The sequence below is a fragment of the Methylobacterium brachythecii genome, assembly GCF_014196345.1.
GTDB classification, from domain to species: Bacteria; Pseudomonadota; Alphaproteobacteria; order Rhizobiales; family Beijerinckiaceae; genus Methylobacterium; species Methylobacterium brachythecii.
Window position 1 is genome coordinate 81,044 of sequence record NZ_JACIDN010000011.1, and the last position, 18,434, is coordinate 99,477.

The 18,434-nt window shown below is 68.7% G+C and carries 23 protein-coding genes; 12 read left to right on the forward strand and 11 right to left on the reverse strand.

Features of this window, described 5'->3' with window-relative positions:
* Window positions 1-24: 24 nt before the first annotated feature.
* The 7 genes from GGR33_RS23685 to GGR33_RS23715 all read right to left on the reverse strand — a co-directional run bounded on the left by GGR33_RS23685 (window position 25) and on the right by GGR33_RS23715 (window position 3,142).
* The gene (locus tag GGR33_RS23685) at window positions 25-660 is read right to left on the reverse strand and encodes a hypothetical protein (protein WP_183512420.1); all 636 of its coding nucleotides are present in this window, start codon (window positions 658-660) and stop codon (window positions 25-27) included.
* Window positions 660-1,070 (reverse strand): hypothetical protein, encoded by a 411-nt coding sequence (locus GGR33_RS23690; RefSeq protein WP_183512424.1) that lies wholly within the window; start codon window positions 1,068-1,070, stop codon window positions 660-662. Before GGR33_RS23690 ends, GGR33_RS23685 begins: the two co-directional genes overlap by 1 nt.
* Window positions 1,070-1,504 carry a hypothetical protein gene (locus GGR33_RS23695; protein WP_183512428.1) on the reverse strand — a complete coding sequence of 145 codons (435 nt, stop codon included), beginning with the start codon at window positions 1,502-1,504 and terminating at the stop codon, window positions 1,070-1,072. Before GGR33_RS23695 ends, GGR33_RS23690 begins: the two co-directional genes overlap by 1 nt.
* Entirely contained in the window at window positions 1,497-1,997 is a 501-nt protein-coding gene (locus tag GGR33_RS23700) for a hypothetical protein (RefSeq protein WP_183512433.1), read from the reverse strand. The genes GGR33_RS23695 and GGR33_RS23700 overlap by 8 nt, the downstream gene beginning before the upstream one ends.
* 109 nt (window positions 1,998-2,106) lie before the next feature.
* Complete coding sequence (locus GGR33_RS23705) at window positions 2,107-2,475, reverse strand: hypothetical protein (RefSeq protein ID WP_183512438.1); 369 nt, start codon at window positions 2,473-2,475, stop codon at window positions 2,107-2,109.
* Between the two features lie 154 nt (window positions 2,476-2,629).
* Window positions 2,630-2,914, reverse strand: coding sequence for a hypothetical protein (locus tag GGR33_RS23710; protein ID WP_183512444.1), 285 nt, complete (start codon window positions 2,912-2,914; stop codon window positions 2,630-2,632).
* A 60-nt stretch (window positions 2,915-2,974) separates the two neighbouring features.
* Window positions 2,975-3,142 carry a hypothetical protein gene (locus GGR33_RS23715; RefSeq protein WP_183512446.1) on the reverse strand — a complete coding sequence of 56 codons (168 nt, stop codon included), beginning with the start codon at window positions 3,140-3,142 and terminating at the stop codon, window positions 2,975-2,977.
* A 223-nt stretch (window positions 3,143-3,365) separates the two neighbouring features.
* Here GGR33_RS23715 and GGR33_RS23720 point away from each other — a divergent pair, with 223 nt between their 5' ends.
* Entirely contained in the window at window positions 3,366-3,863 is a 498-nt protein-coding gene (locus tag GGR33_RS23720) for a hypothetical protein (RefSeq protein ID WP_246413429.1), read from the forward strand.
* 7 nt (window positions 3,864-3,870) lie between these two features.
* Here GGR33_RS23720 and GGR33_RS23725 read toward each other — a convergent pair whose 3' ends face one another.
* The 4 genes from GGR33_RS23725 to GGR33_RS23740 all read right to left on the reverse strand — a co-directional run bounded on the left by GGR33_RS23725 (window position 3,871) and on the right by GGR33_RS23740 (window position 7,691).
* Window positions 3,871-4,143: a hypothetical protein gene (locus tag GGR33_RS23725; protein WP_183512448.1), complete on the reverse strand. Its 273-nt coding sequence runs from the start codon at window positions 4,141-4,143 to the stop codon at window positions 3,871-3,873.
* Window positions 4,140-4,631, reverse strand: a complete 492-nt coding sequence (locus GGR33_RS23730) for a hypothetical protein (protein WP_183512449.1) — start codon at window positions 4,629-4,631, stop codon at window positions 4,140-4,142. The genes GGR33_RS23725 and GGR33_RS23730 overlap by 4 nt, the downstream gene beginning before the upstream one ends.
* A gap of 456 nt (window positions 4,632-5,087) precedes the next feature.
* Entirely contained in the window at window positions 5,088-6,380 is a 1,293-nt protein-coding gene (locus tag GGR33_RS23735; protein WP_183512451.1) for a hypothetical protein, read from the reverse strand.
* An 864-nt stretch (window positions 6,381-7,244) separates the two neighbouring features.
* Complete coding sequence (locus tag GGR33_RS23740) at window positions 7,245-7,691, reverse strand: MerR family transcriptional regulator (protein ID WP_183512456.1); 447 nt, start codon at window positions 7,689-7,691, stop codon at window positions 7,245-7,247.
* A 70-nt stretch (window positions 7,692-7,761) separates the two neighbouring features.
* On the opposite strand from GGR33_RS23740, the gene GGR33_RS23745 reads away from it, so the two are divergent.
* The 11 genes from GGR33_RS23745 (at window position 7,762) to GGR33_RS23790 (ending at window position 18,430) form a co-directional block, all read left to right on the forward strand.
* Window positions 7,762-8,499 carry a cation efflux transmembrane domain-containing protein gene (locus tag GGR33_RS23745; protein WP_183512461.1) on the forward strand — a complete coding sequence of 246 codons (738 nt, stop codon included), beginning with the start codon at window positions 7,762-7,764 and terminating at the stop codon, window positions 8,497-8,499.
* A gap of 37 nt (window positions 8,500-8,536) precedes the next feature.
* On the forward strand, window positions 8,537-9,508 hold the full coding sequence (locus GGR33_RS23750) for a cation diffusion facilitator family transporter (RefSeq protein ID WP_183512467.1): 972 nt from the start codon (window positions 8,537-8,539) through the stop codon (window positions 9,506-9,508).
* Between the two features lie 7 nt (window positions 9,509-9,515).
* Window positions 9,516-10,202: a ZIP family metal transporter gene (locus GGR33_RS23755; protein WP_183512473.1), complete on the forward strand. Its 687-nt coding sequence runs from the start codon at window positions 9,516-9,518 to the stop codon at window positions 10,200-10,202.
* 15 nt (window positions 10,203-10,217) lie between these two features.
* The gene (locus GGR33_RS23760) at window positions 10,218-10,967 is read left to right on the forward strand and encodes a response regulator transcription factor (protein ID WP_183512478.1); all 750 of its coding nucleotides are present in this window, start codon (window positions 10,218-10,220) and stop codon (window positions 10,965-10,967) included.
* Window positions 10,964-12,292, forward strand: a complete 1,329-nt coding sequence (locus GGR33_RS23765; protein WP_183512489.1) for an ATP-binding protein — start codon at window positions 10,964-10,966, stop codon at window positions 12,290-12,292. Before GGR33_RS23760 ends, GGR33_RS23765 begins: the two co-directional genes overlap by 4 nt.
* Before the next feature lie 99 nt (window positions 12,293-12,391).
* On the forward strand, window positions 12,392-12,649 hold the full coding sequence (locus tag GGR33_RS23770; RefSeq protein ID WP_183512494.1) for a hypothetical protein: 258 nt from the start codon (window positions 12,392-12,394) through the stop codon (window positions 12,647-12,649).
* 40 nt (window positions 12,650-12,689) lie between these two features.
* The gene (locus GGR33_RS26325; protein ID WP_281381212.1) at window positions 12,690-12,821 is read left to right on the forward strand and encodes a hypothetical protein; all 132 of its coding nucleotides are present in this window, start codon (window positions 12,690-12,692) and stop codon (window positions 12,819-12,821) included.
* 119 nt (window positions 12,822-12,940) lie between these two features.
* Window positions 12,941-13,177, forward strand: coding sequence for a hypothetical protein (locus GGR33_RS23775; RefSeq protein WP_183512500.1), 237 nt, complete (start codon window positions 12,941-12,943; stop codon window positions 13,175-13,177).
* A 70-nt stretch (window positions 13,178-13,247) separates the two neighbouring features.
* Window positions 13,248-13,610, forward strand: a complete 363-nt coding sequence (locus GGR33_RS23780; RefSeq protein WP_246413430.1) for a hypothetical protein — start codon at window positions 13,248-13,250, stop codon at window positions 13,608-13,610.
* 144 nt (window positions 13,611-13,754) lie between these two features.
* Entirely contained in the window at window positions 13,755-15,161 is a 1,407-nt protein-coding gene (locus GGR33_RS23785) for an efflux RND transporter periplasmic adaptor subunit (protein ID WP_183512506.1), read from the forward strand.
* A gap of 11 nt (window positions 15,162-15,172) precedes the next feature.
* Window positions 15,173-18,430, forward strand: coding sequence for an efflux RND transporter permease subunit (locus GGR33_RS23790; protein ID WP_183512512.1), 3,258 nt, complete (start codon window positions 15,173-15,175; stop codon window positions 18,428-18,430).
* Window positions 18,431-18,434 lie beyond the last annotated feature (4 nt).

The window sequence follows — 18,434 nt, forward strand, 5'->3', positions numbered from 1 at the left end:
GAGCGTCTCACCGCGACCCTTCTTCTACGGACGGTACCAGCCGTCCTCAAGCCCGTGCACAGCCCACCATGCACCGCGCGGGAGGCACGAGATGCCCCCGCTGGTGCCAGGCGAGATACCGTCCCACTCGGCCGCGCTCCGGCCGTCGGGCTCGACCGACCCAATGGCCGCGAGCAGGGCCCGGGCGTTCGCCACGGAGAGCTCGCCCCACGTGAGCTTGAGCCCGACGGCCTGTTCCACTGCCTCGACCGTAGTGTGCGCCATCGAGGACGCGAGCCGGCGCCAGTCCGCGTCACTGGCGAGGTCTATGGCATGGTGCCACTGCCCATTGGCTGCGCGCGGATCCCAGACCGCCCGCATGCCGGTGACTGCCTCCACTCGCTGCACAAGGGGAATGTCGGCGCAGGCCGGCGTGTTCAGGTAGAGGCGCGGCTCGGGATCGTACCAGGTCTTGATGTACGCAACCGGGAAGCACAGCGACCGGGGCATAAATGGCTGGTCAGGATCCGGGATATGTCCGCCGGAGCACAGGTGGACGTTCCGGATGATGCCGGCCTCGACCAAGGCCTCCAGGGGAGACAGGACGGGCGCCGGGGCAAGCGTCAGGTCGAGGAGATCGGCGAGGGAGGTCTGGCGGGGATCAGGGCGGCGGCAGGGCATCAGATGTCTTCCTTCGCGTCAGCCACGGAGGCCTCCAGCGTCACCATCGCGAGGGCGACACGGGCGACGTGGCGCTCCATGGCGAGCCTGAGCCTAGCGAGGACGTCCGGCCAAACCGGCGTCTCGCCGTCGGCCATACGGTGGATCGTCCGGACGGATAGCCCGAGATCGGCGGCGAGCTCGGTCTTCCACCGCTCGCCGTAGGCCGCCTCGCCGAGCCGCACGAGGGCCTCCGCCGGGCTCAACGGCGCGCCGTTACCGCCGACCTGGTGCCGGCGCTCGCCGGCCGGGAGGGCGTGCCGGTACACCCGCTCGGGCCGGGGAGCGTCGCCCCCGTGGGCGGCCTGGTAGGCGGCCCGGGAGCGGGCGAGGTGCGCCATGACCTCCTCGCGAGTACGGGGAGCGGCCATCAGAAAATCCTCGTCGAGACGATGGCGGCCGCGACGCGGTGCCCGAACACGGTGGGCCGGGCCTCGATGTCCAGGTCGTCCGGCGGCAGCGTCAACGTCACGAGCCCGCGCCGGCACAGCGTGTCGACGTCCGCGACGACGTCGGCCTCCGGGCGGCCGGTGACGCCCATCAGCCCCCAAACCGGGACGCCGCGGCCGGCGACGCCGTCGGCGGCGAGCACGAGGAGGCGCCGGAGCCGCGACGGGAGCGCGGCCGCGGTCGCCACCGGGTGGGGCGCGATGCTCCGGAGCAGGCGGGTTTCCCGGATCCCGGCGACGTGCGCAGGTGCAGCGTTGTCGGCCGACTGAGCCTGGCGGCGGGCGGCCCAGTTCGCCATGAACGCCGCGGCGGTCGACAGGTCGCTGTCGTCGGGCGGAGAGGTGGTCTCACTCATGGCGTGCCTCCCACTCCGCGGCGGCCGCGGCGGCCTCTTGCCGGGAAAGGAGGCCCCAGCCGACGTCGACCAGGCCGGCAGGCGCGGGGCACGGCGCCGGGATCCGCGCCGGCGGGGTCGCCGGCTCAGGCTCCGGCTCCAGGCCGCCCGGGAGCAGGCACGCGTAGTGGTACGCGTGCCGGGCGGCGCGCTCGTACTCCTCGACGTCGAGGTCCTCGCCGGCGCGCCGCAGGGACGTCATGAAATCGTGGGCTTGGTGGAGTTCGTAGCCGCCGCGAGCGAGCAGGTGCAGCCTCTCGGACAGCGTCGCGAGGTGCGCGGCGAGCCGCGAGTACGAGTGGCGCGTGGCGCTCGGCAGGGCCGGATCTTGCGACCGGCGGACGGCGACGAGGCCCATTTCCAAGGTGCAGAGACGGTACTCGGCGAGAGGCCCGGGCAACTCCTTGAGCCCGTCGAGCAGCGGCGTGAACGTCGTGGCGGTCCGGATAGGCACCTGTCTGTCTCCTGGTGGGTGGTGGGTGGCGGGGATGCCGGCCCCGGTCGGGACGCCCATGCCGGCGGGCGTCCGGATCGAGGCCGGGGCGCGAGGCCCCGGCGGGTGGTCAGGCGGCGCGGCGCTCCAGGTCGACACGGAGCAGGTCGAGGGCGGCACCGATGGGGTTGCGGCGCGCGTATGCGACGGTCCGCTCCTGCGCGTCTGGCTCGGCCGGCTCGTCCGAGATCTCGCGGTAGTCGGAGGCGGTGAGCCCTGCCGGATTGGAGACGGAGTAGACGAGGTCGACGGTGCCGTGACGCTCCAGCACGCAGAGGCTCAGGCAGTCGCAGATCCCCAGGGCCTCCGCGTCCTCGCGGGCGAGACGGACGAGGAAGCGGGACCTGGCATTGGCCATGCCCATCTTGCAGGTCGCGCGGGCCTCGGCGGCCTCGATCAGGGCGGCGATGTCGGCGGTGTCGGTGGTCGGCTTGCTCATGGTGTCTGTCTCTCGGCGTGCCGGCCGCGCCGGCGTTCATGGGGACCCGCTGGGGGTGCGTGGGTGGCCGGGTCGGCCCCCGGCGAGCGTCCCCGATTAGGGACGCCGGCGGGAGGTCGGGGTGTGTGCGCGGATCGCACACACCCGGCGGCGGTCAGTCGGACGGCGGCAGGGACGGCATGCCGTGGTCGAAGGGGGACGCGAGGATGAGCCGGACGGCCTCGGCGCGCTCCCGGAGCTCCTCGCGGCCGCGCTCGGCGACGCGGAAGGCGGCGGCCCCGACCCAGTCAGGGATCCGGCGCTGGCCCTTCACCCACATCGTCACGTGCGGCGGCTGGACGGGCTGGGGCGCGTGCCTGGAGAGAGCCTCCGCCAAGGCGCTGACGTAGCGAGGCCCGTAGAGGGCCTTTCCGAGGGCATCGAGGCTTTCGGGGTGCATGGCGTTCTGCCTGGCGTCGTTGGAGCGGAGAGCCGGGGCCCGGAGGCCCCGGCGCTGGTCTCAGGCGTCGTCGAGACCGAAGAGCGGGTCGAAGGTCAGGGTGGGCTCGGCGGCGGCGCAGGCCGCCTGGTAGGCCTCGGCCTCGGCATCGCCGTGGATGCCGGCGAGGGCATCGAAGTGGATCTCGGCGGCGGGGGCGGTCTGGGTGGTGGTGTTCGGCTGGGTCATTTTCGGTCTCCCGGGAGCGGCTCGTCCGTCCCTGTAAAGAATATTACGGTGACTGCGTCGGATCGCAAGAGGGGTCCGTAAACTATTTTACGGCCGGTCGGAGGTTGTCCCTGGTCTCCGTGCGCGACGGGGGATTCGCCCCTCGCGTGCCTCCGCTAGACTCCTTCCAGGGCTCGCTTTTCGGGCCGGACAGGAGGGGGCGATGCTCGATTGTGAGCGGATTTTGCGCGCGCAAGCGTACGGGCAGGCCGTCAGGCGGGAGCGGGCGGCCGCGGGCGAATGGGAGCAGCGCGCAGTCGATCTTGCGCACGAGCTCGCGGTCGCGAGGGCCGAGGCGGCCGCGCATGACGCTGGTCGCCTTGCCCAGATTAGGGCCCTGCGGACGGCCCTCGAAGCGGTCGCGCCAATGGACCCGGTCCTGCGACGGACGGGACGCCTCTACGCCGACGGCGAGCGGGAGCAGGTCTGGCAGGCGTTCTATGTCGACGCGTACGACGCCATCGCGAGGGCGAATGGGCTGAGCAGGTGCCGGGGGGCGATGACGCCCCAGGAGCGGGCCGACGCGGCCGAGGCGGCCGTCCTGGCGGAGCCCGTACGGATGACCTGGTGGCTCTGGCACCGGCGGTGGTGGTGGCGGAACGTCGAGCACCGAACCGAAGCCGGGGCTATCCGTGCCCGCTCCGCGGCCGCACGGGCTGCCCGGGAAGCGACTGCCCGCTAGGTGCCATTTACGCGGTCCGGTCGGGGCCGGGGCGGATCGGGACAACGTTGTCACGATTGCCTGCCCCTGGCGTCTCTTCGCGCCAGGGGCTCCACGTCAGCCCGCGCAGGACTACGAGGAAGCCTCCCCAGAACGCCGCGGCCCCGAGCCACGCGAGCGCCTGCGCCCCGGCCCCGGGGACGTCCGGCGCGGTCACGACGCAATGTACCGCGCACGCGAGCGTCAGCCAGACCGCGTGCTCGGGCAGCCAGACATCGACGACGTACTCACGGCGCGTCATGGGTGGAGCTCCGGGATCGAGGCGGTGACGCCGTAGCGCCAGTCGAGGCGGTCCAGCGTGACGCGATAGGCGACCGACAGGCCGTCACGGCAGTCGTGCTGGCGGCGATGGGCGCGGGGGTCGCCCTTGGCCCGGGCGCGGGAGACGATCAACGTTACCGTCCTCCACCGCATCTCAAGGATCGAACCAATGGTGGGCGCGTCCATGCCGCAGGCCCATGCGTCGAGTATCGCGGCCTTGCGCGCCTGGTGCTCGTCCGCGGATCCCATTGCGGCCTTGACCGCGCGCAGCAGCGCGGCCCGGGGCGCATCGACAACGATGGGCTCTGCCGCCGGGGGCGGCGCGGGCGGGGCGGACAGGCGGACCCGGCCGGCGACGGCGTAGCGGTAGCCCGCTCGCGGATCCCCGCGCCGACGGGCCTCATGCAGGATCGCGGATACGTGCGACGCCGCCGCGCCCAGGTCCGTGCCGATCAGGGTGTCGGACACGCCTGCCGCCCATTTGTCGAGGACGGCGTGCCACAGGACTGTCGCCTTGGCCGGGACCGGCGGTCGCGCATTCTCGGATGCGAGCCCACTTGGGTCCTCCGCAAAACAGCACGACCGTGACGATGCAAATATCGCCCGTCCGAACTTCGACGACATCAGTGATCCAGATTAGCTCGGCTGGATCGTGGTCCTCAAGAGCCGCGACGTCGCTCAGCTTCCGGCACATCATGCAAAGCACTTAGAGTGAATAGCGCTGACGCTACGCTGCTCGGAAGACGCTCCGTCCAGCGCTATTCAACAATATAATACGACATGCGTAAATTAAAGTTGTCGTCGTCAGCAACGATTGCATGGGCAGCCAATGGCTAAAGTTGAAAACGTATCTAGCCGAAAATCCGACCACCATTCTGTCGGACCCGCGCGACATCGCCGATACAAAACAAGATAAATATATCTTCACATCCGCATTCCTCGAACCGGTCGACGCCCTCGTTTGTGGCACGCGGCGGTCCGCTCGATTTCTTCAAAGTAATCCTCGAAGGATATAAATTTAATTGCCTTCGCGCGTAGTTCCTTGAACCGCTCTATGGAGGCGGGATCACTCCTCATCTCTAATCGTGCCTGCCAGTTGCTTACCTCAATCACTCGTTCGACGACGAGATTGGCCCTGCCGTCTCTTCCTATCGCACTAAGATCCTTCAGTAAAGATGAGTATAACTTGAGTATGCGTGCATTTTCATGTGAAACATACATCCATCGAGCAGCGTCCGCCATTTTATATGGCAGAACTTCAATATCTCTGCTCTGATTATGATACAAGAAATCAATAATATGAAGAGGTGAAACAATTTCTAAAGTAAAACCGCAGGCTTCAAATAGGGATTGTAGATCGTCCCACTCAAAAATGTTAAATGCAATCCTATAGGCCGCCATCACTTCGCGGCCCTCTTTTGATCCCCATACCGGACCTAGCCGTGATCGTATGACAACGTCAGGAATGGTCATAAATTTTGAGTGCGATCGGGCCAAATCGATGTCTAGATGCAGATCAGACATTGATTTCCAATGATCTCCACGCGATATTGCTGCTATCATTGGGATTTTTTCAAATAATTGAACGCTTATATCTAATCCGGCCGCTATAATATGTTTCAAAGCATCAGCCAGACGCTTCTGCCTCATCAGGGCTGTTGTTCTAGCGACCGGCCCGTCGCCCCAAAGGATGGCGCTGACCTGTTGGATCTGGATGATCCCGTAGCCCCTGCTTGGCAATGAAGCCTCCAACACCTCAAGCACGCTACGTGCAGTCGGGCTGAGAGACATCCGGAGTGCCTTGGCATCCCGCCGGGCGCGATCCGCCTTTAAAATGCGGCTAATTTTGCTTTTGCTCAGGCCGGTCTTGCGAGCGAGCGATCGCACCGATCCGGCACGCCGTCGCTTGATCGATCGCCTGCCGTTGAGCTCATCGGCCATCATAACTAGCAAGCTCGCCTCAAGCTGGCGATTGAACCGGGAGCGCCGCCCCTTCGCACTGCGGCGTGGCTCGAAATTATCGAGCGTCCATCGCACGACGCTCTCGACGATCGTGGTGGCCTCGATTTCAGTCAAGTCGAAACCGGGCCGGTGCATGAGCTTGGCCATGTCTTTTGAGAGCTCAGCCCTGAGGCCGGCCTCATCCAGGCCGTGCTTGGTCACCCAGCTATAGGCCAGGATCCGCACACGGTCGAAGGCGTCGGGATTAGAGCTCACCTGACATCCGCGCTCCGTCGCCTACCCTAACAGAAGGCTTTTTACCGATATGCGAAAGTGGGACACTTAAGGAGCCTGCAGAGGGAAGGCAGCGCCGGTTTGGGGAAAATCATTGTGACAGTTACCTCCGTGTTCAGGGCTCATGGAATTTTGCGGTACAGGCGCCAAGGATAACGCGCCGCACCAATTGTCATGAGGCAAGCCATCCCGATGGGCGCGGCCGATCCCCATGGAGCATGCTTGCAGGTCCCCATGGCATCGGTCCTGAAATCATATGACCGCCCCCTAGGCCAAGTCATTGTTGTTGCTCCATGACCTTTCGCGACACCGATGGGTCGCCGTGGTGTCGTGCTCCCTCGCGAGCCACTCCAGTAAGCCTCGTTAGGCGATGCCATGAGGCCCCATCCCCATGGGGCCTGCCCTAGTGCCCCATGGGGATGGGGCCATGGGGATGGGGCCATGGGGATGGGGCCATGGGGATGGGGCCATGGGGATGGGGCCATGGGGATGGGGCCATGGGGATGGGGCTATGGGGATGGGGCTATGGGGATGGGGCTATGGGGATGGGGCCATGGGGATGGGGCCATGGGGATGGTGATGCGTCCTAACGCCATTGGTGGTGTGGAGCCCGACCTACGGAGGTAGCCTATGCAGCGACATGCTGCCCACTTTCACCGTACTTCGATGTTAGGCGTGACCGTCCTTCTCGGCGCTATGGATGCACCGCTGCCCGGCATGTCGGACCAGAAGTCGGTCTTGACGATCTCTGCCTTGCCGATGCCCCCAACTGAACCGGACAATGACGGAACCTTGATCCTAAAACACGTTCGCAGCCTCACGCGGGCGTCGCCGTTGCCGGCCACGTCACAGGAGACGGGCATGCGGCTCGCCCCGATGCCCGTCGTCGTCGCATTGCCCGTGGTCGGAGAGGACCGCGATGACCCGGCACTCGCCGACACGCCCCTGGCCGCAATCGGAGAGCATCCGGTTCAGCTCCCCCCGCAACGCCGCGAGCCGCTCTATCCGCCGCTCGACCTCGGCCAGGTGGCGACGTGCGATCCGGTCGACGTCGGCGCAGGACCGGTCCGGGTGCGCGTTCATCGTCAGCAACTCCCGGATGGCGTCGACCTCGAAGCCGAGCTCGCGGGAGTGGCGGATGAAGTTCAGGCGGGACACCTCGGCCGAGCTGTAGCGGCGCTGCGACCCAGCCGTCCGAGGCGGGACCGGCATCAGCCCAACCTGCTCGTAGTACCGGATCGTCGGGACCTTTACGCCGGTCCGACGGGACAACTCCCCAATTGCAATGTCCATGATTTTTCCGCTTGCACCTCTAGCCGCTAGAGGTTGTAGCGTCGCCTCCGACCGTTGGGAAGGAGACGTGATGAGCGAGCATTGCTGCGGTACGACCAAGGCCGACCCGTGCCGCTCCACGCCGTCCGGCGCCCCCGCGCAGACACTCGACCACGCCCCCGCCGGCGGCTCTTGCTGCTCCGGCGGCGTGCCTGTCTTCGACGGCGTCGACCCGCGCTACAAGGCGGTCCTCTGGACCGTCATCGGCATCAACGGCGCGATGTTCGTGATCGAGATGGTGGCCGGACAGATCGCCGGATCGCAGGCGCTCAAGGCCGACGCCCTCGACTTCCTCGCCGACACCGTGACCTACGGACTGAGCCTCGCCGTGATCGGTGCCTCCCTGGCCGTCAGGTCGAAGGCGGCCCTGTTCAAGGGGGCGTCCCTGTTACTAATGGCGCTCTGGGTGTTAGGCAGCACCGTCTACCAGACGATGGTCCTCGGCGTGCCCAAGGCCGAGGTCATGGGCGTGATCGGCGTGATGGCGCTGGCCGCGAACCTCGGGTCGGTCCTACTCCTGCGCCGCTACAAGGACGGCGACGCCAACGTGCGCTCGGTCTGGCTGTGCTCGCGCAACGACGCCATCGGCAACGTCGTCGTCATGGTCGCGGCGCTCGGCGTCTGGGGCACCGCCACGGCCTGGCCCGACCTCATCGTGGCGGCCGTGATGGCCGGCATCTTCCTGACCTCGTCCGTCCAGATCCTCCGGCAGGCCTGGGCCGAGCATCGGGAGGGCACCGTCGCGACCTTTTCCGCGCCGGCCAAGTGAGCCCCCGAACAATCCCGACGACCGTTACAGGACCAACATGGCATCGCACGACGCACACGCAGGACACGATCACGAGGCCCACGGGTCAGACGGCCATGCCGGGCATTCCCATGGACCGGGCCACGCGCACGCTCCGGCGAGCTTCGGAAAGGCGTTCGCCATCGGCATCGCCCTGAACGTCGGCTTCGTCGCCGTCGAGGCGACCTACGGCGTCCTTTCGAATTCCGTCGCCCTGCTGGCAGACGCCGGCCACAACCTCTCGGATGTGCTCGGCCTCGTCGTGGCGTGGGTCGCCATGGTTCTGGCCAAGCGCGCCCCGAGCGCGCGCTACACCTACGGGATGAAGGGCTCGTCGATCCTGGCGGCCCTGTTCAACGCGGTGTTCCTGCTGGTCGCGGTCGGCGCCATCGCCTGGGAGGCGATCCAGCGCTTCGGCGAGCCCGCCCCGGTCGCCGGCAAGACCGTGATGATCGTCGCCGCGGTCGGCATCCTGGTGAACGGCATCACCGCCTGGCTGTTCGCCTCGGGCGCCAAGGGCGACATCAACATCAAGGGCGCCTTCCTGCACATGGCCGCCGACGCCGCCGTCTCGGCGGGCGTGGTCATCGCCGGCCTCGTGATCCTCTACACCGGCTGGACGTGGCTCGATCCCGTCGTCAGCCTCGCCATCGTCGCGGTCATCGTCTGGAGCACCTGGGGCCTCCTGCGCGACAGCCTCACGCTGTCCCTCGCCGCCGTCCCGCCGGGCATCGACCCGGACGCGGTCCGAAGCCACCTCGAAGGACTGCCCGGGGTCGCCGCCCTGCACGACCTGCACGTCTGGGCGATGAGCACCACCGAGACCTGCCTGACGGCGCACCTGGTGATGCCGGGCGGCCGTCCGGACGACGCCTTCCTCATGACGGCGGCGAAAGGGATCAAGGAGCGGTTCGGCATCGGCCACACCACCCTGCAGGTCGAGACGAGCGCGGACACCCCCTGCGCCCTCGCTCCCGACCACGTGGTCTGAGCCCGACATGCAGGCCTGGGCCTACACCCTGATCCCCGCCGCGGCCGCCATCGTCGGCGCCGCGGTCGCGGTGAACCTCCGGCCGGGCGCCGTCCTGGTCAGCGCGATCCAGCATTTCGCGGCGGGCGTGGTCTTCGCGGCGGCGGCGGGGGAAATCCTGCCCGACCTCAAGCATGCCGGCTCACCGTGGGCGACCCTCGTCGGAGGCGCGCTGGGCGTTTTCGCGATGCTGCTGGTCAAGAGCCTCGGCAAGCGGGCGAAGGGACCGGTCGGGCTGATGGCGGTCACCGGCATCGACATCCTCGTCGACGGCCTCGTCCTCGGCATCGCCTTCGCCGCCGGTGCCAAGGCCGGCATGCTGCTCACCGTCGCCCTGACCATCGAGGTCCTGTTCCTTGGCCTGACGGTCGCGACCCAATTCGGGGAAACCGGCGCGTCTAAGGCCAAGGTCGTCGGCCTGACGGCTGCCCTGGTCGTCCTCCTGCCGTTGGGAGCCCTTCTCGGCGGCCCCGTCTCCACGCTGTCCACGCCCGTCCAGGCCGGCTTCCTGTCCTTCGGCCTGATCGCGCTCCTCTACCTCGTCACCGAGGAGCTCCTCGTCGAGGCGCACGAAACCGAGGACCGGCCCTGGGTCACCGCGATGTTCTTCGCAGGCTTCCTGCTGCTGCTCATGCTCGATCAGGCCGTCGCCTGAGCGGAAGGAATTCCCATGCTCCCGCAAATCGAGACGATCCCGCCGGCCGGCGACACCGCGCACATCCTCCTCGTCGAGGACGACGACGGCCTGCGCATGCTCGTCACCCGCCTGCTCCGCGAAAGTGGATACCGCGTCACGGGCTGCAGGAGCGGAGCCGAGTTCTGGCGGCTGCTGCCGACCGGCGGCGTCGATCTCGTGCTGCTCGACGTGATGCTGCCCGGCGCCTCCGGCCTCGACCTGCTCCGGGCGTTGCGGGCGAAAAGCACGGTACCGGTGATCATGGTCAGCGCCCGCAACGAGGAAGCCGACCGCGTGCTCGGGCTTGAGCTCGGCGCCGACGACTACGTGGCCAAGCCGTTCGGACGGCCGGAGTTGCTTGCGCGTGTCCGTGCCGTCCTTCGTCGCTCCGCCATCGCACCGTCGCCCCTCGCCGCTCCGAAGGCGGAGTGCCTTTCCTTTTCCGGATGGCGGCTCGACCTGCGAAGCCGGTCGCTCCACGATCCGGAGGGGGCGGGCGTCGATCTGTCCGGTGCGGAGTACGACCTGCTCCTCATGTTTCTCGAACATCCCGGCCGCGTCCTCGGCCGCGAGATGATCCTCGAACTGTCCCGCGGCCGGCTCGGGTCGGCGACGGACCGCAGCGTCGACACACTCGTCAGCCGCCTGCGGCGCAAGCTGGAACCGCCCGAGGGCCATCCTCCGGTCATCAAGACCGTGCGCGGGGCCGGCTACATGCTCGCCTCGAAGGTCGAGCGCGCGTGAGCCGCCTCGCCCCCCTGGCCCGCAGCCTCGAAGCCCGCACCGTCGCCGTCCTGCTCCTCGCGATCCTCGCCGTCCATGGCGGGGCGCTGCTTCTCTATCGGCAATCCGCGACCGCCGCGGCGGACGATGCGTTCGCGCGGCAGGTCGCCAACCAGCTCACCCTGGCTCGCGAGGCGGTGCTTCGACGCCCCCCGCCCGAACGCGACGCGGAGGCGAAGGCCCTGTCGTCCCCGCATTTCGAGCTAGGGTGGTCGGCGACCTCGCCCCTGCGCCAGGACGAGGCGGCCGACCCAGGCCTGTGGTCGTTGCGAGCCCGGATGCTCTCCCTGGAGCCCGGCCTCGGACCCGGGCTCGCCCTGGCGATGGGCGGCGGGGACGAGGCCGTCCACCAGGAGGACCTGGGGGGCGCGCTCGCGCTGGCCGACGGGAGCTTCCTGACCTTCCGCTCGGCCCATGCCCCCGGCCTCGCCCGGCTCGGATCGTGGGCCTACCTCGCGACGGCGATGGCCATCCTCGTCGGCGTCGCGGCCGTCGTCCTGATGCACCGGATCGCCGGGCCGCTACGCGACCTCACACGAGCCACGGGGGAGATCGGGCACGGAAGGGTCGTCCCCGTGCGGGAGGCCGGCCCCGACGAGACCCGCGGGATCGCCCGGGCCCTCAACGCGATGCAGGACCGCATCCATCGGCTGTTGACGGAGCGGACCCAGGCCCTGGCCGCCGTCTCGCACGACCTGCGCACCCCCATCGCGCGGCTTCGCCTTCGGCTCGACGGCCTGCCCGAGGACGACGAGACCCGGGCGATGGGCTCGGACCTCGAGGACATGCAGGCCATGGTCGATTCGACCCTGGCGTACCTTCGGGGCGACGCCGATCCCGAGCCACGCCAGGTGACCAACGTCGCGAGCGTCCTCATGAGCATCGCCGACGCGTCGTCGGATGCGGGCCGCGACGTCAACTATGCGGGTCCAGGCCGCGCCCTCGCGACGGTCCGCCCGGTGGCCCTGAGACGCGCGCTCGACAACGTCGTCGACAACGCCGTGCGCTACGGGACCTCCGCCCGCATCACCCTCGCCGTCGATCCGGAAGAGCTCCTGCTGACGGTCGACGACGACGGTCCCGGCATCGCGCCCGACGAGGTCGCGCGCGCCTTCGAGCCGTTCACCCGGCTGGAAGCGTCGAGGAACCGCAACACGGGCGGGACCGGCCTCGGCCTGACCATCGCACGCCGGATCGTCGAGGCGGAGGGAGGGAGCATCGCCATGGCCACTCGACCGGAAGGCGGCCTGAGGGTCCGGATCTGCCTGCCGCGCGCCGGTCGCTGACACACTTCGTCACGAACCGGGCGTCCGGGTGTCAAACGGGGTCGCTATCTCAGGTCTCGAAGCGGCCGCGCCGGCCGCCGAACCCTGGAGACCAAGACCATGAAGCGTACCATCGCCGCCCTTCTCGCCGCCGGCCTGCTGGCGAGCCTCTCGGCTCCCGCCTTCGCCGCCGAGGACGGACACGGGAACGCGAACAACCCCGAGCGGTCCGTGCCGAACACGGGCGGCGTCGCGGGTGGCCCGGCCCATCGCGACGATCCGCGCACGAGCGAGGCCCGCGAGGTCGGCAAGGACGGCAAGCCGGCCCATTCCGACAAGGACGGGCACGCCCACGGTCACTCGCACGACAAGAAGTAAGCGGGCCGCGATAGCCCCGGACGGACGGGAGGATGCACCGATGCGTATGCTTCCCCTCCTGGTCGTCTTCGCCTTGCTGGCCGCCGGCATCGGCTACGCACTGGCGGCGGAAGGCCGGCACGCTCCCGCTCACAGCCTTCGCGGTGCGCCAGTGCCCCCTCGCGTACCGTGAAAAGCCCGCCTCGGCTTACTCGTCGAGGCGGGCACCTGCGTCCTGACTGAACGGGGGCGTCAGATGCGGTTCAGGTCGGCACGACCACTCTCACGGCTTGGATGTTCGAGGGATGTGTCATGCGAAAGCGTCTTATGGGACTCGTCGCGGCGAGCCTGATCCTGGCCCCGGTGGCCGCGTCGGCCCAGTATTACGGCGGCGGTTACGAGGAACGGGGCCGGGACGTCCACGTCGACCGCTACCGGCATGGCGATCACGACGACGTGGTGATCCATCGCGAACGGCGGGACTACGACGGGCGCGGCTTCTACGGGGAGCGACGCCACCATCACCACCACCATCACGACGACGATTAGTCCCACGGCGTCCAAAAGCCGTGACCATCCGCGTTGTACGGATGAGCGTGAATCGTCCATAAGGACCGAGATGAACCCCGGACGTCCGATCAGGGCCTACGAGACGATGCGCGGCTGGTGGGCGACCGCCGTCCGCGTGCTGTCATTCGTCCTGGTCCTGGCGCTCGTCGTCCCCGGCGCGATCCACTCCGCCGAGGCCCATCGTCCGGCCAGCCACGAATTGTCGGTATCCGCGTTGTCCGAGGCGGGTTCGGCCGACCATTCCGACGCCTGCCCGGCCTGCCACGCGAACTGCGGCTGCCACCAGGCCCTGAACGTCGACGGGACGCCCGTCCTGCCGTCCCGCGGGACGGCGCGCTCCTCCTACGCGACCGAGGTCACCGCCATCGGGTCCGTCTCGCCCGACCGTCTCCCAAGGCCCCCTCGCGCCTGAGGCCACGCCGCCACGCCAGTGGCGCGTTTCGGTCGGCCCCTCACGGGTCCCGGCTTCCTCACAATCGCGAACCACCTTGTACGGGACCGTCCCAGACCGCCTGAGCGGCGACGCGACGTCCCGGTCGGAACCCGGCCCATTCCCATGCGTGCATTCCTCTCCGTGGCCTTCCTGGCCATCGGCATCGCCATCGGCGGTGCCTTCCCCCGCGTGTCCGAGGTCGTGCAGGGCGCCCTTGCCGCCGCCGGCCTGACGAACGCCCGGACGACGCCATCCACCAATGCGGCCATGACCAAGCCCGCGGCTCTCACGGCCGACGACGGGCACGGTCACGGCGAACACGGCCACGAGCATGCCGACGGCGAGCCCAAGCCGGACGGCGAGCACAAGCATTCCGAGGGCGAGGCCAAGCCCGAGGCCGGTGGCCACAAGCATGCCGAGGGCGAGGCCCACGGCCACGACGAGGAGGGCGAGGGCAAGATCAAGATGACGGCCGAGCAGGCCGCGGAGCAGGACATCACGCTGGCCAAGGTCGAGGGGGGCGTCCTCTCGCGACACCTGCTGGTGCCCGGAACCATCACCCAGGACGCCGACCGGATCGCCCGCGTGCCCGTTCGGGTCGTCGGCACCGTCTCGGAGATGCGCAAGCGCCTCGGCGAGGCGGTCGCCAAGGGCGAGGTCGTGGCGGTCCTCGACAGCCGCGAGGTCGCCGAGGCCAAGAGCGACTTCCTGACCGCGACGGTCAAGGCGGACCTTGAGAAGACGAACTTCGACCGCCAGCAGGCCCTGTGGGACAAGCGGATCTCCGCGGAATCGGCATTCCTGAACGCGAAGGCGGCCTACTCGGAGGCGACCCTGCGCGTCGACCTGGCGCGCCAGAAACTCTCGGCGCTGGGGCTCAGCGCGGCCGAGGTCGCCACCTCGGCCAAGAAGGACGAGACCACCCCGAACCTGTCGAGCCTGCGCCGCTACGAACTGCGCTCACCCCTCTCCGGGCGGGTGGTCGAGCGCAAGGTCGACGTCGGCACCGCGGTCGGCAAGGAAGGCGATCCGGCCGACGTCTACACCGTCGCGGACCTGTCCTCCGTGTGGATCGAGCTCGCGATCCCGACCACCGAGCTGTCGAAGGTCCGGGAGGGCGCCAAGGTGACCATCGTCGGGGGTGACGACGCCTCCCGCGCCGAGGGCAAGGTCGTGTTCGTGAGCCCGATCCTCAACGCCGAGACCCGCTCGGCCCGGGTCATCGTCGCCCTGCCGAACAAGGACATGGCCTGGCGGCCCGGTACCTTCGTCACGACCGAGGTCGAGATCGCGCAGGACAAGGTCGCGGTCCGGCTGCCGAAATCCGCCATCCAGACCATCGGCGGCGAGAAGGTGGTGTTCGTCCGCACCCCGAAGGGGTTCGAGCGCCGGGACGTGACGATCGGCAAGGCCGACGACGACGCCTTCGAGATCCTGTCCGGCCTCAAGCCCGGCGACGAGGTCGCGGTCGCCAACTCCTTCGCCCTGAAGGCCGAGCTCGGCAAGGCCGAAGCCGACCACGCGCACTGAGGGCGGCCATCATGATCTCGAAGATCCTCGACTTCTCCGTCCACCAGCGCTGGCTCGTGGTGCTCCTCTCGCTGCTGGCGGCGGGCTTCGGCGTGTTCTCGCTGACCAAGCTCCCCATCGACGCGGTGCCGGACATCACCAACAACCAGGTGCAGATCAACACCACGGCGCCGTCGCTGTCCCCGGTCGACATCGAGAAGCAGGTGACCTACCCGGTCGAGACCGCACTCGCCGGGATCAAGGGCCTGGAATACACCCGCTCGCTCTCGCGAAACGGCTTCTCCCAGGTCACGGCGGTCTTCTCGGAGGCCACGAACGTCTACTTCGCCCGCCAGCAGGTGGCGGAGCGCATCGGCGAGGCGAAGTCGACCCTGCCGCCGGGGGCCGAGCCCCACATGGGCCCGATCTCCACGGGCCTCGGCGAGATCTACATGTGGTCGATCCATTACGCCCAGCCGAAGGAGCGCAAGGTCTCCCCGGACGGCAAGGCCGGCTGGCAATCGGACGGGAGCTACCTGACGCCGGAGGGGCAGAGGCTCGCGACGGAGCTCGAACGCACCGCCTACCTGCGCACGGTCCAGGACTGGATCATCCGGCCCCAGGTGAAGACCGTGCCGGGGGTCGCCGGCGTCGACAGCATCGGCGGCTTCGACAAGCAGTACCACGTCCAGCCGGACCCGATGAAGCTGACCGCCCTCGACCTGTCGTTCGCCGACATCGGCCGCGCGCTGGAGGCCAACAACGCCAACCAGGGCGCCCGCTACCTGGAGGACAACGGCGAGGGCTACGTCGTGCGCGCCGCCGGCCGCCTGGAGACCATGGAGGACATCGGCTCCGTCGTGGTGACCACGCGCGGCGGGGTGCCGGTCCGCATCTCCGACATCGCCGAGGTCCGGATCGGGCGCGACCTGCGCACCGGCTCGGGCAGCGAGGACGGACGCGAGGTCGTCATCGGCACCGCCCTGATGTTGATCGGCGAGAACAGCCGTACGGTTTCGGCCGCCGTGGACGCGCGCATGACCGAGATCCGGCGTACGCTCCCGCCCGGCGTCGAGGTCCAGACCGTGCTCAACCGCACCCTCCTCGTCGAGGCCACGATCCGAACGGTGGCCAAGAACCTGGCCGAGGGCGCCGCCCTCGTCATCGTCATCCTGTTCCTGCTGCTCGGCAACATCCGGGCGGCCATCGTCACGGCCCTTGTCATCCCGGTCGCGATGCTGATGACTATGACCGGCATGGTCCAGGGCCGCATCAGCGCCAACCTGATGAGCCTGGGGGCGCTCGACTTCGGCCTCATCGTCGACGGTGCCGTCATCATCACCGAGAACGCCCTGCGGCACCTCGCGGAGCGCCAGACCGAGCTCGGGCGCAAGCTCGACCTGGAGGAGCGCCTATTCACCGTGCGGGCCTCGGCCGAGGAGATGATCAAGCCGTCCCTCTACGGGCAGGCCATCATCATCCTCGTCTACGTGCCGCTCCTGACCTTCACCGGCGTCGAGGGCAAGATGTTCGAGCCGATGGCGCTCACCGTCATCATCGCCCTCGTCTCGGCCTTCGTCCTGTCGCTGACCTTCGTGCCGGCGATGATCGCCATCGTCATCACGGGCAAGGTGACCGAGACCGACAACGTCCTCATCCGCGGGATCAAGGCGGCCTACCGCCCGGTCCTCGGGGCCGCCCTGCGCATCCCGATGACCTTCGTCGCGGTCGCCCTGGTGCTGCTCGTCGGCGCCGGGTTCCTGTTCACCAAGCTCGGTCAGGAGTTCATCCCCCAACTCGACGAAAAGAGCATCGCGCTTAACGCGCAGCGCATCCCCTCGACCTCCCTGACGCAGTCGCAGGCGATGCAGTTGAAGGTCGAGCAGGCGATCAGCCGATTCCCCCAGGTCGCCTACGTCTTCTCGAAGACCGGCACCGCGGAGGTCGCCTCCGACCCGATGCCGCCGAGCTCGTCCGACACCTTCGTCATCCTGAAGCCGCAGGAGGAATGGCCCGACCCGGACCAGACCAAGGCCGCCCTGCAGGAGGACATCGAGAAGGCGGTCGGGGCGCTTGCGGGCAACGTCTACGAGTTCTCCCAGCCGATCCAGCTGCGGTTCAACGAGCTCCTGGCCGGCACCCGCGGCGACCTCGCCGTAAAGGTGTTCGGCGAGGAGTTCGAGCCGATGCTCAAGGCCGCCAACCAGGTCGCCGCGATCCTGCGCGGGACCGAGGGCGCCGACGACGTCAAGGTGGAGCAGACGGCCGGGCTGCCGTTCCTGGAGATCAAGATCAACAAGGTCGAGGCCGCGCGCCTCGGCCTGAGCACGTCCTCGATCCAGGACGTCATCGGCGCGGCCATCGGCGGGCGCGAGGCCGGCATGGTGTTCGAGGGCGACCGCCGCTTCCCCATCGTCGTGCGCCTGAACGACAAGGTGCGCGAGGACCGCGAGGCCCTGGAGAACATCCCGGTCCCGCTGCCCCCGGGGGTCAACGGTCGGGCGTCCTCCGTCCTCCTGAAGCAGGTCGCGAGCTTCTCGGTGACGGAGGGGCCGAACCAGATCTCGCGCGAGAACGGGCGGCGCCGGGTCGTGGTCACCGCCAACGTGCGCGGCCGCGACATCGGCTCGCTCGTCGCCGAGGCGCAAGGGAAGGTGGCGTCCGGGGTCCAGCTGCCGGCCGGCTACTACGTGACCTGGGGCGGGCAGTTCGAGAACCTGGCTTCGGCCCGGCAGCGGCTGATGGTGGTGGTGCCGGTTTGCTTCTTCCTGATCTTCCTGCTGCTGTTCTCGGCCCTGAACTCGGCGCGTGACGCCCTGCTGGTGTTCAGCGCTGTCCCGCTGGCGCTCACCGGCGGCATCGCGGCCCTTTGGCTGCGGGGGATGCCGTTCTCAGTGCCGGCCGCTGTCGGGTTCATCGCCCTGTCCGGGGTGGCCGTCCTCAATGGCCTGGTGATGCTGACCTACATCAAGCAGCTGATCGCGGAGGGGAAGCCGCGCCGCGAGGCGATCCTCGAAGGGGCCATGACCCGCCTGCGTCCGGTGGCGATGACCGCCCTCGTGGCCTCGCTCGGCTTCGTGCCGATGGCGTTGGCCACCGAGACGGGGGCCGAGGTCCAGCGGCCCCTGGCGACCGTGGTGATCGGCGGCCTCATCTCGGCGACCCTCCTGACCCTCGTCGTCCTGCCGGCGCTCTACGCGCGCTTCGCCGGGACCGTGGTCCCGAGGACGGCCACCGTCGAGAAGGAGGGCCCCCATGCCCGCCCCGTCCTTCCCCAAGCGGCGGAGTAGGCCG

Excerpts from the sequence above, each read along its gene's own strand:
- GGR33_RS23760 (WP_183512478.1), top strand. The coding sequence starts at position 10,218 with ATGCTCCCGCAAATCGAGACGATCCCGCCGGCCGGCGACACCGCGCAC.
- GGR33_RS23710 (WP_183512444.1), bottom strand. The coding sequence starts at position 2,914 with ATGCACCCCGAAAGCCTCGATGCCCTCGGAAAGGCCCTCTACGGGCCT.
- GGR33_RS23745 (WP_183512461.1), top strand. The coding sequence starts at position 7,762 with ATGAGCGAGCATTGCTGCGGTACGACCAAGGCCGACCCGTGCCGCTCC.
- GGR33_RS23770 (WP_183512494.1), top strand. The coding sequence starts at position 12,392 with ATGAAGCGTACCATCGCCGCCCTTCTCGCCGCCGGCCTGCTGGCGAGC.
- GGR33_RS23715 (WP_183512446.1), bottom strand. The coding sequence starts at position 3,142 with ATGACCCAGCCGAACACCACCACCCAGACCGCCCCCGCCGCCGAGATC.
- GGR33_RS23705 (WP_183512438.1), bottom strand. The coding sequence starts at position 2,475 with ATGAGCAAGCCGACCACCGACACCGCCGACATCGCCGCCCTGATCGAG.
- GGR33_RS23725 (WP_183512448.1), bottom strand. The coding sequence starts at position 4,143 with ATGACGCGCCGTGAGTACGTCGTCGATGTCTGGCTGCCCGAGCACGCG.
- GGR33_RS23785 (WP_183512506.1), top strand. The coding sequence starts at position 13,755 with ATGCGTGCATTCCTCTCCGTGGCCTTCCTGGCCATCGGCATCGCCATC.
- GGR33_RS23750 (WP_183512467.1), top strand. The coding sequence starts at position 8,537 with ATGGCATCGCACGACGCACACGCAGGACACGATCACGAGGCCCACGGG.
- GGR33_RS23790 (WP_183512512.1), top strand. The coding sequence starts at position 15,173 with ATGATCTCGAAGATCCTCGACTTCTCCGTCCACCAGCGCTGGCTCGTG.
- GGR33_RS23690 (WP_183512424.1), bottom strand. The coding sequence starts at position 1,070 with ATGGCCGCTCCCCGTACTCGCGAGGAGGTCATGGCGCACCTCGCCCGC.
- GGR33_RS23755 (WP_183512473.1), top strand. The coding sequence starts at position 9,516 with ATGCAGGCCTGGGCCTACACCCTGATCCCCGCCGCGGCCGCCATCGTC.
- GGR33_RS26325 (WP_281381212.1), top strand. The coding sequence starts at position 12,690 with ATGCGTATGCTTCCCCTCCTGGTCGTCTTCGCCTTGCTGGCCGCCGGC.
- GGR33_RS23685 (WP_183512420.1), bottom strand. The coding sequence starts at position 660 with ATGCCCTGCCGCCGCCCTGATCCCCGCCAGACCTCCCTCGCCGATCTC.
- GGR33_RS23740 (WP_183512456.1), bottom strand. The coding sequence starts at position 7,691 with ATGGACATTGCAATTGGGGAGTTGTCCCGTCGGACCGGCGTAAAGGTC.
- GGR33_RS23780 (WP_246413430.1), top strand. The coding sequence starts at position 13,248 with ATGAACCCCGGACGTCCGATCAGGGCCTACGAGACGATGCGCGGCTGG.
- GGR33_RS23695 (WP_183512428.1), bottom strand. The coding sequence starts at position 1,504 with ATGAGTGAGACCACCTCTCCGCCCGACGACAGCGACCTGTCGACCGCC.
- GGR33_RS23775 (WP_183512500.1), top strand. The coding sequence starts at position 12,941 with ATGCGAAAGCGTCTTATGGGACTCGTCGCGGCGAGCCTGATCCTGGCC.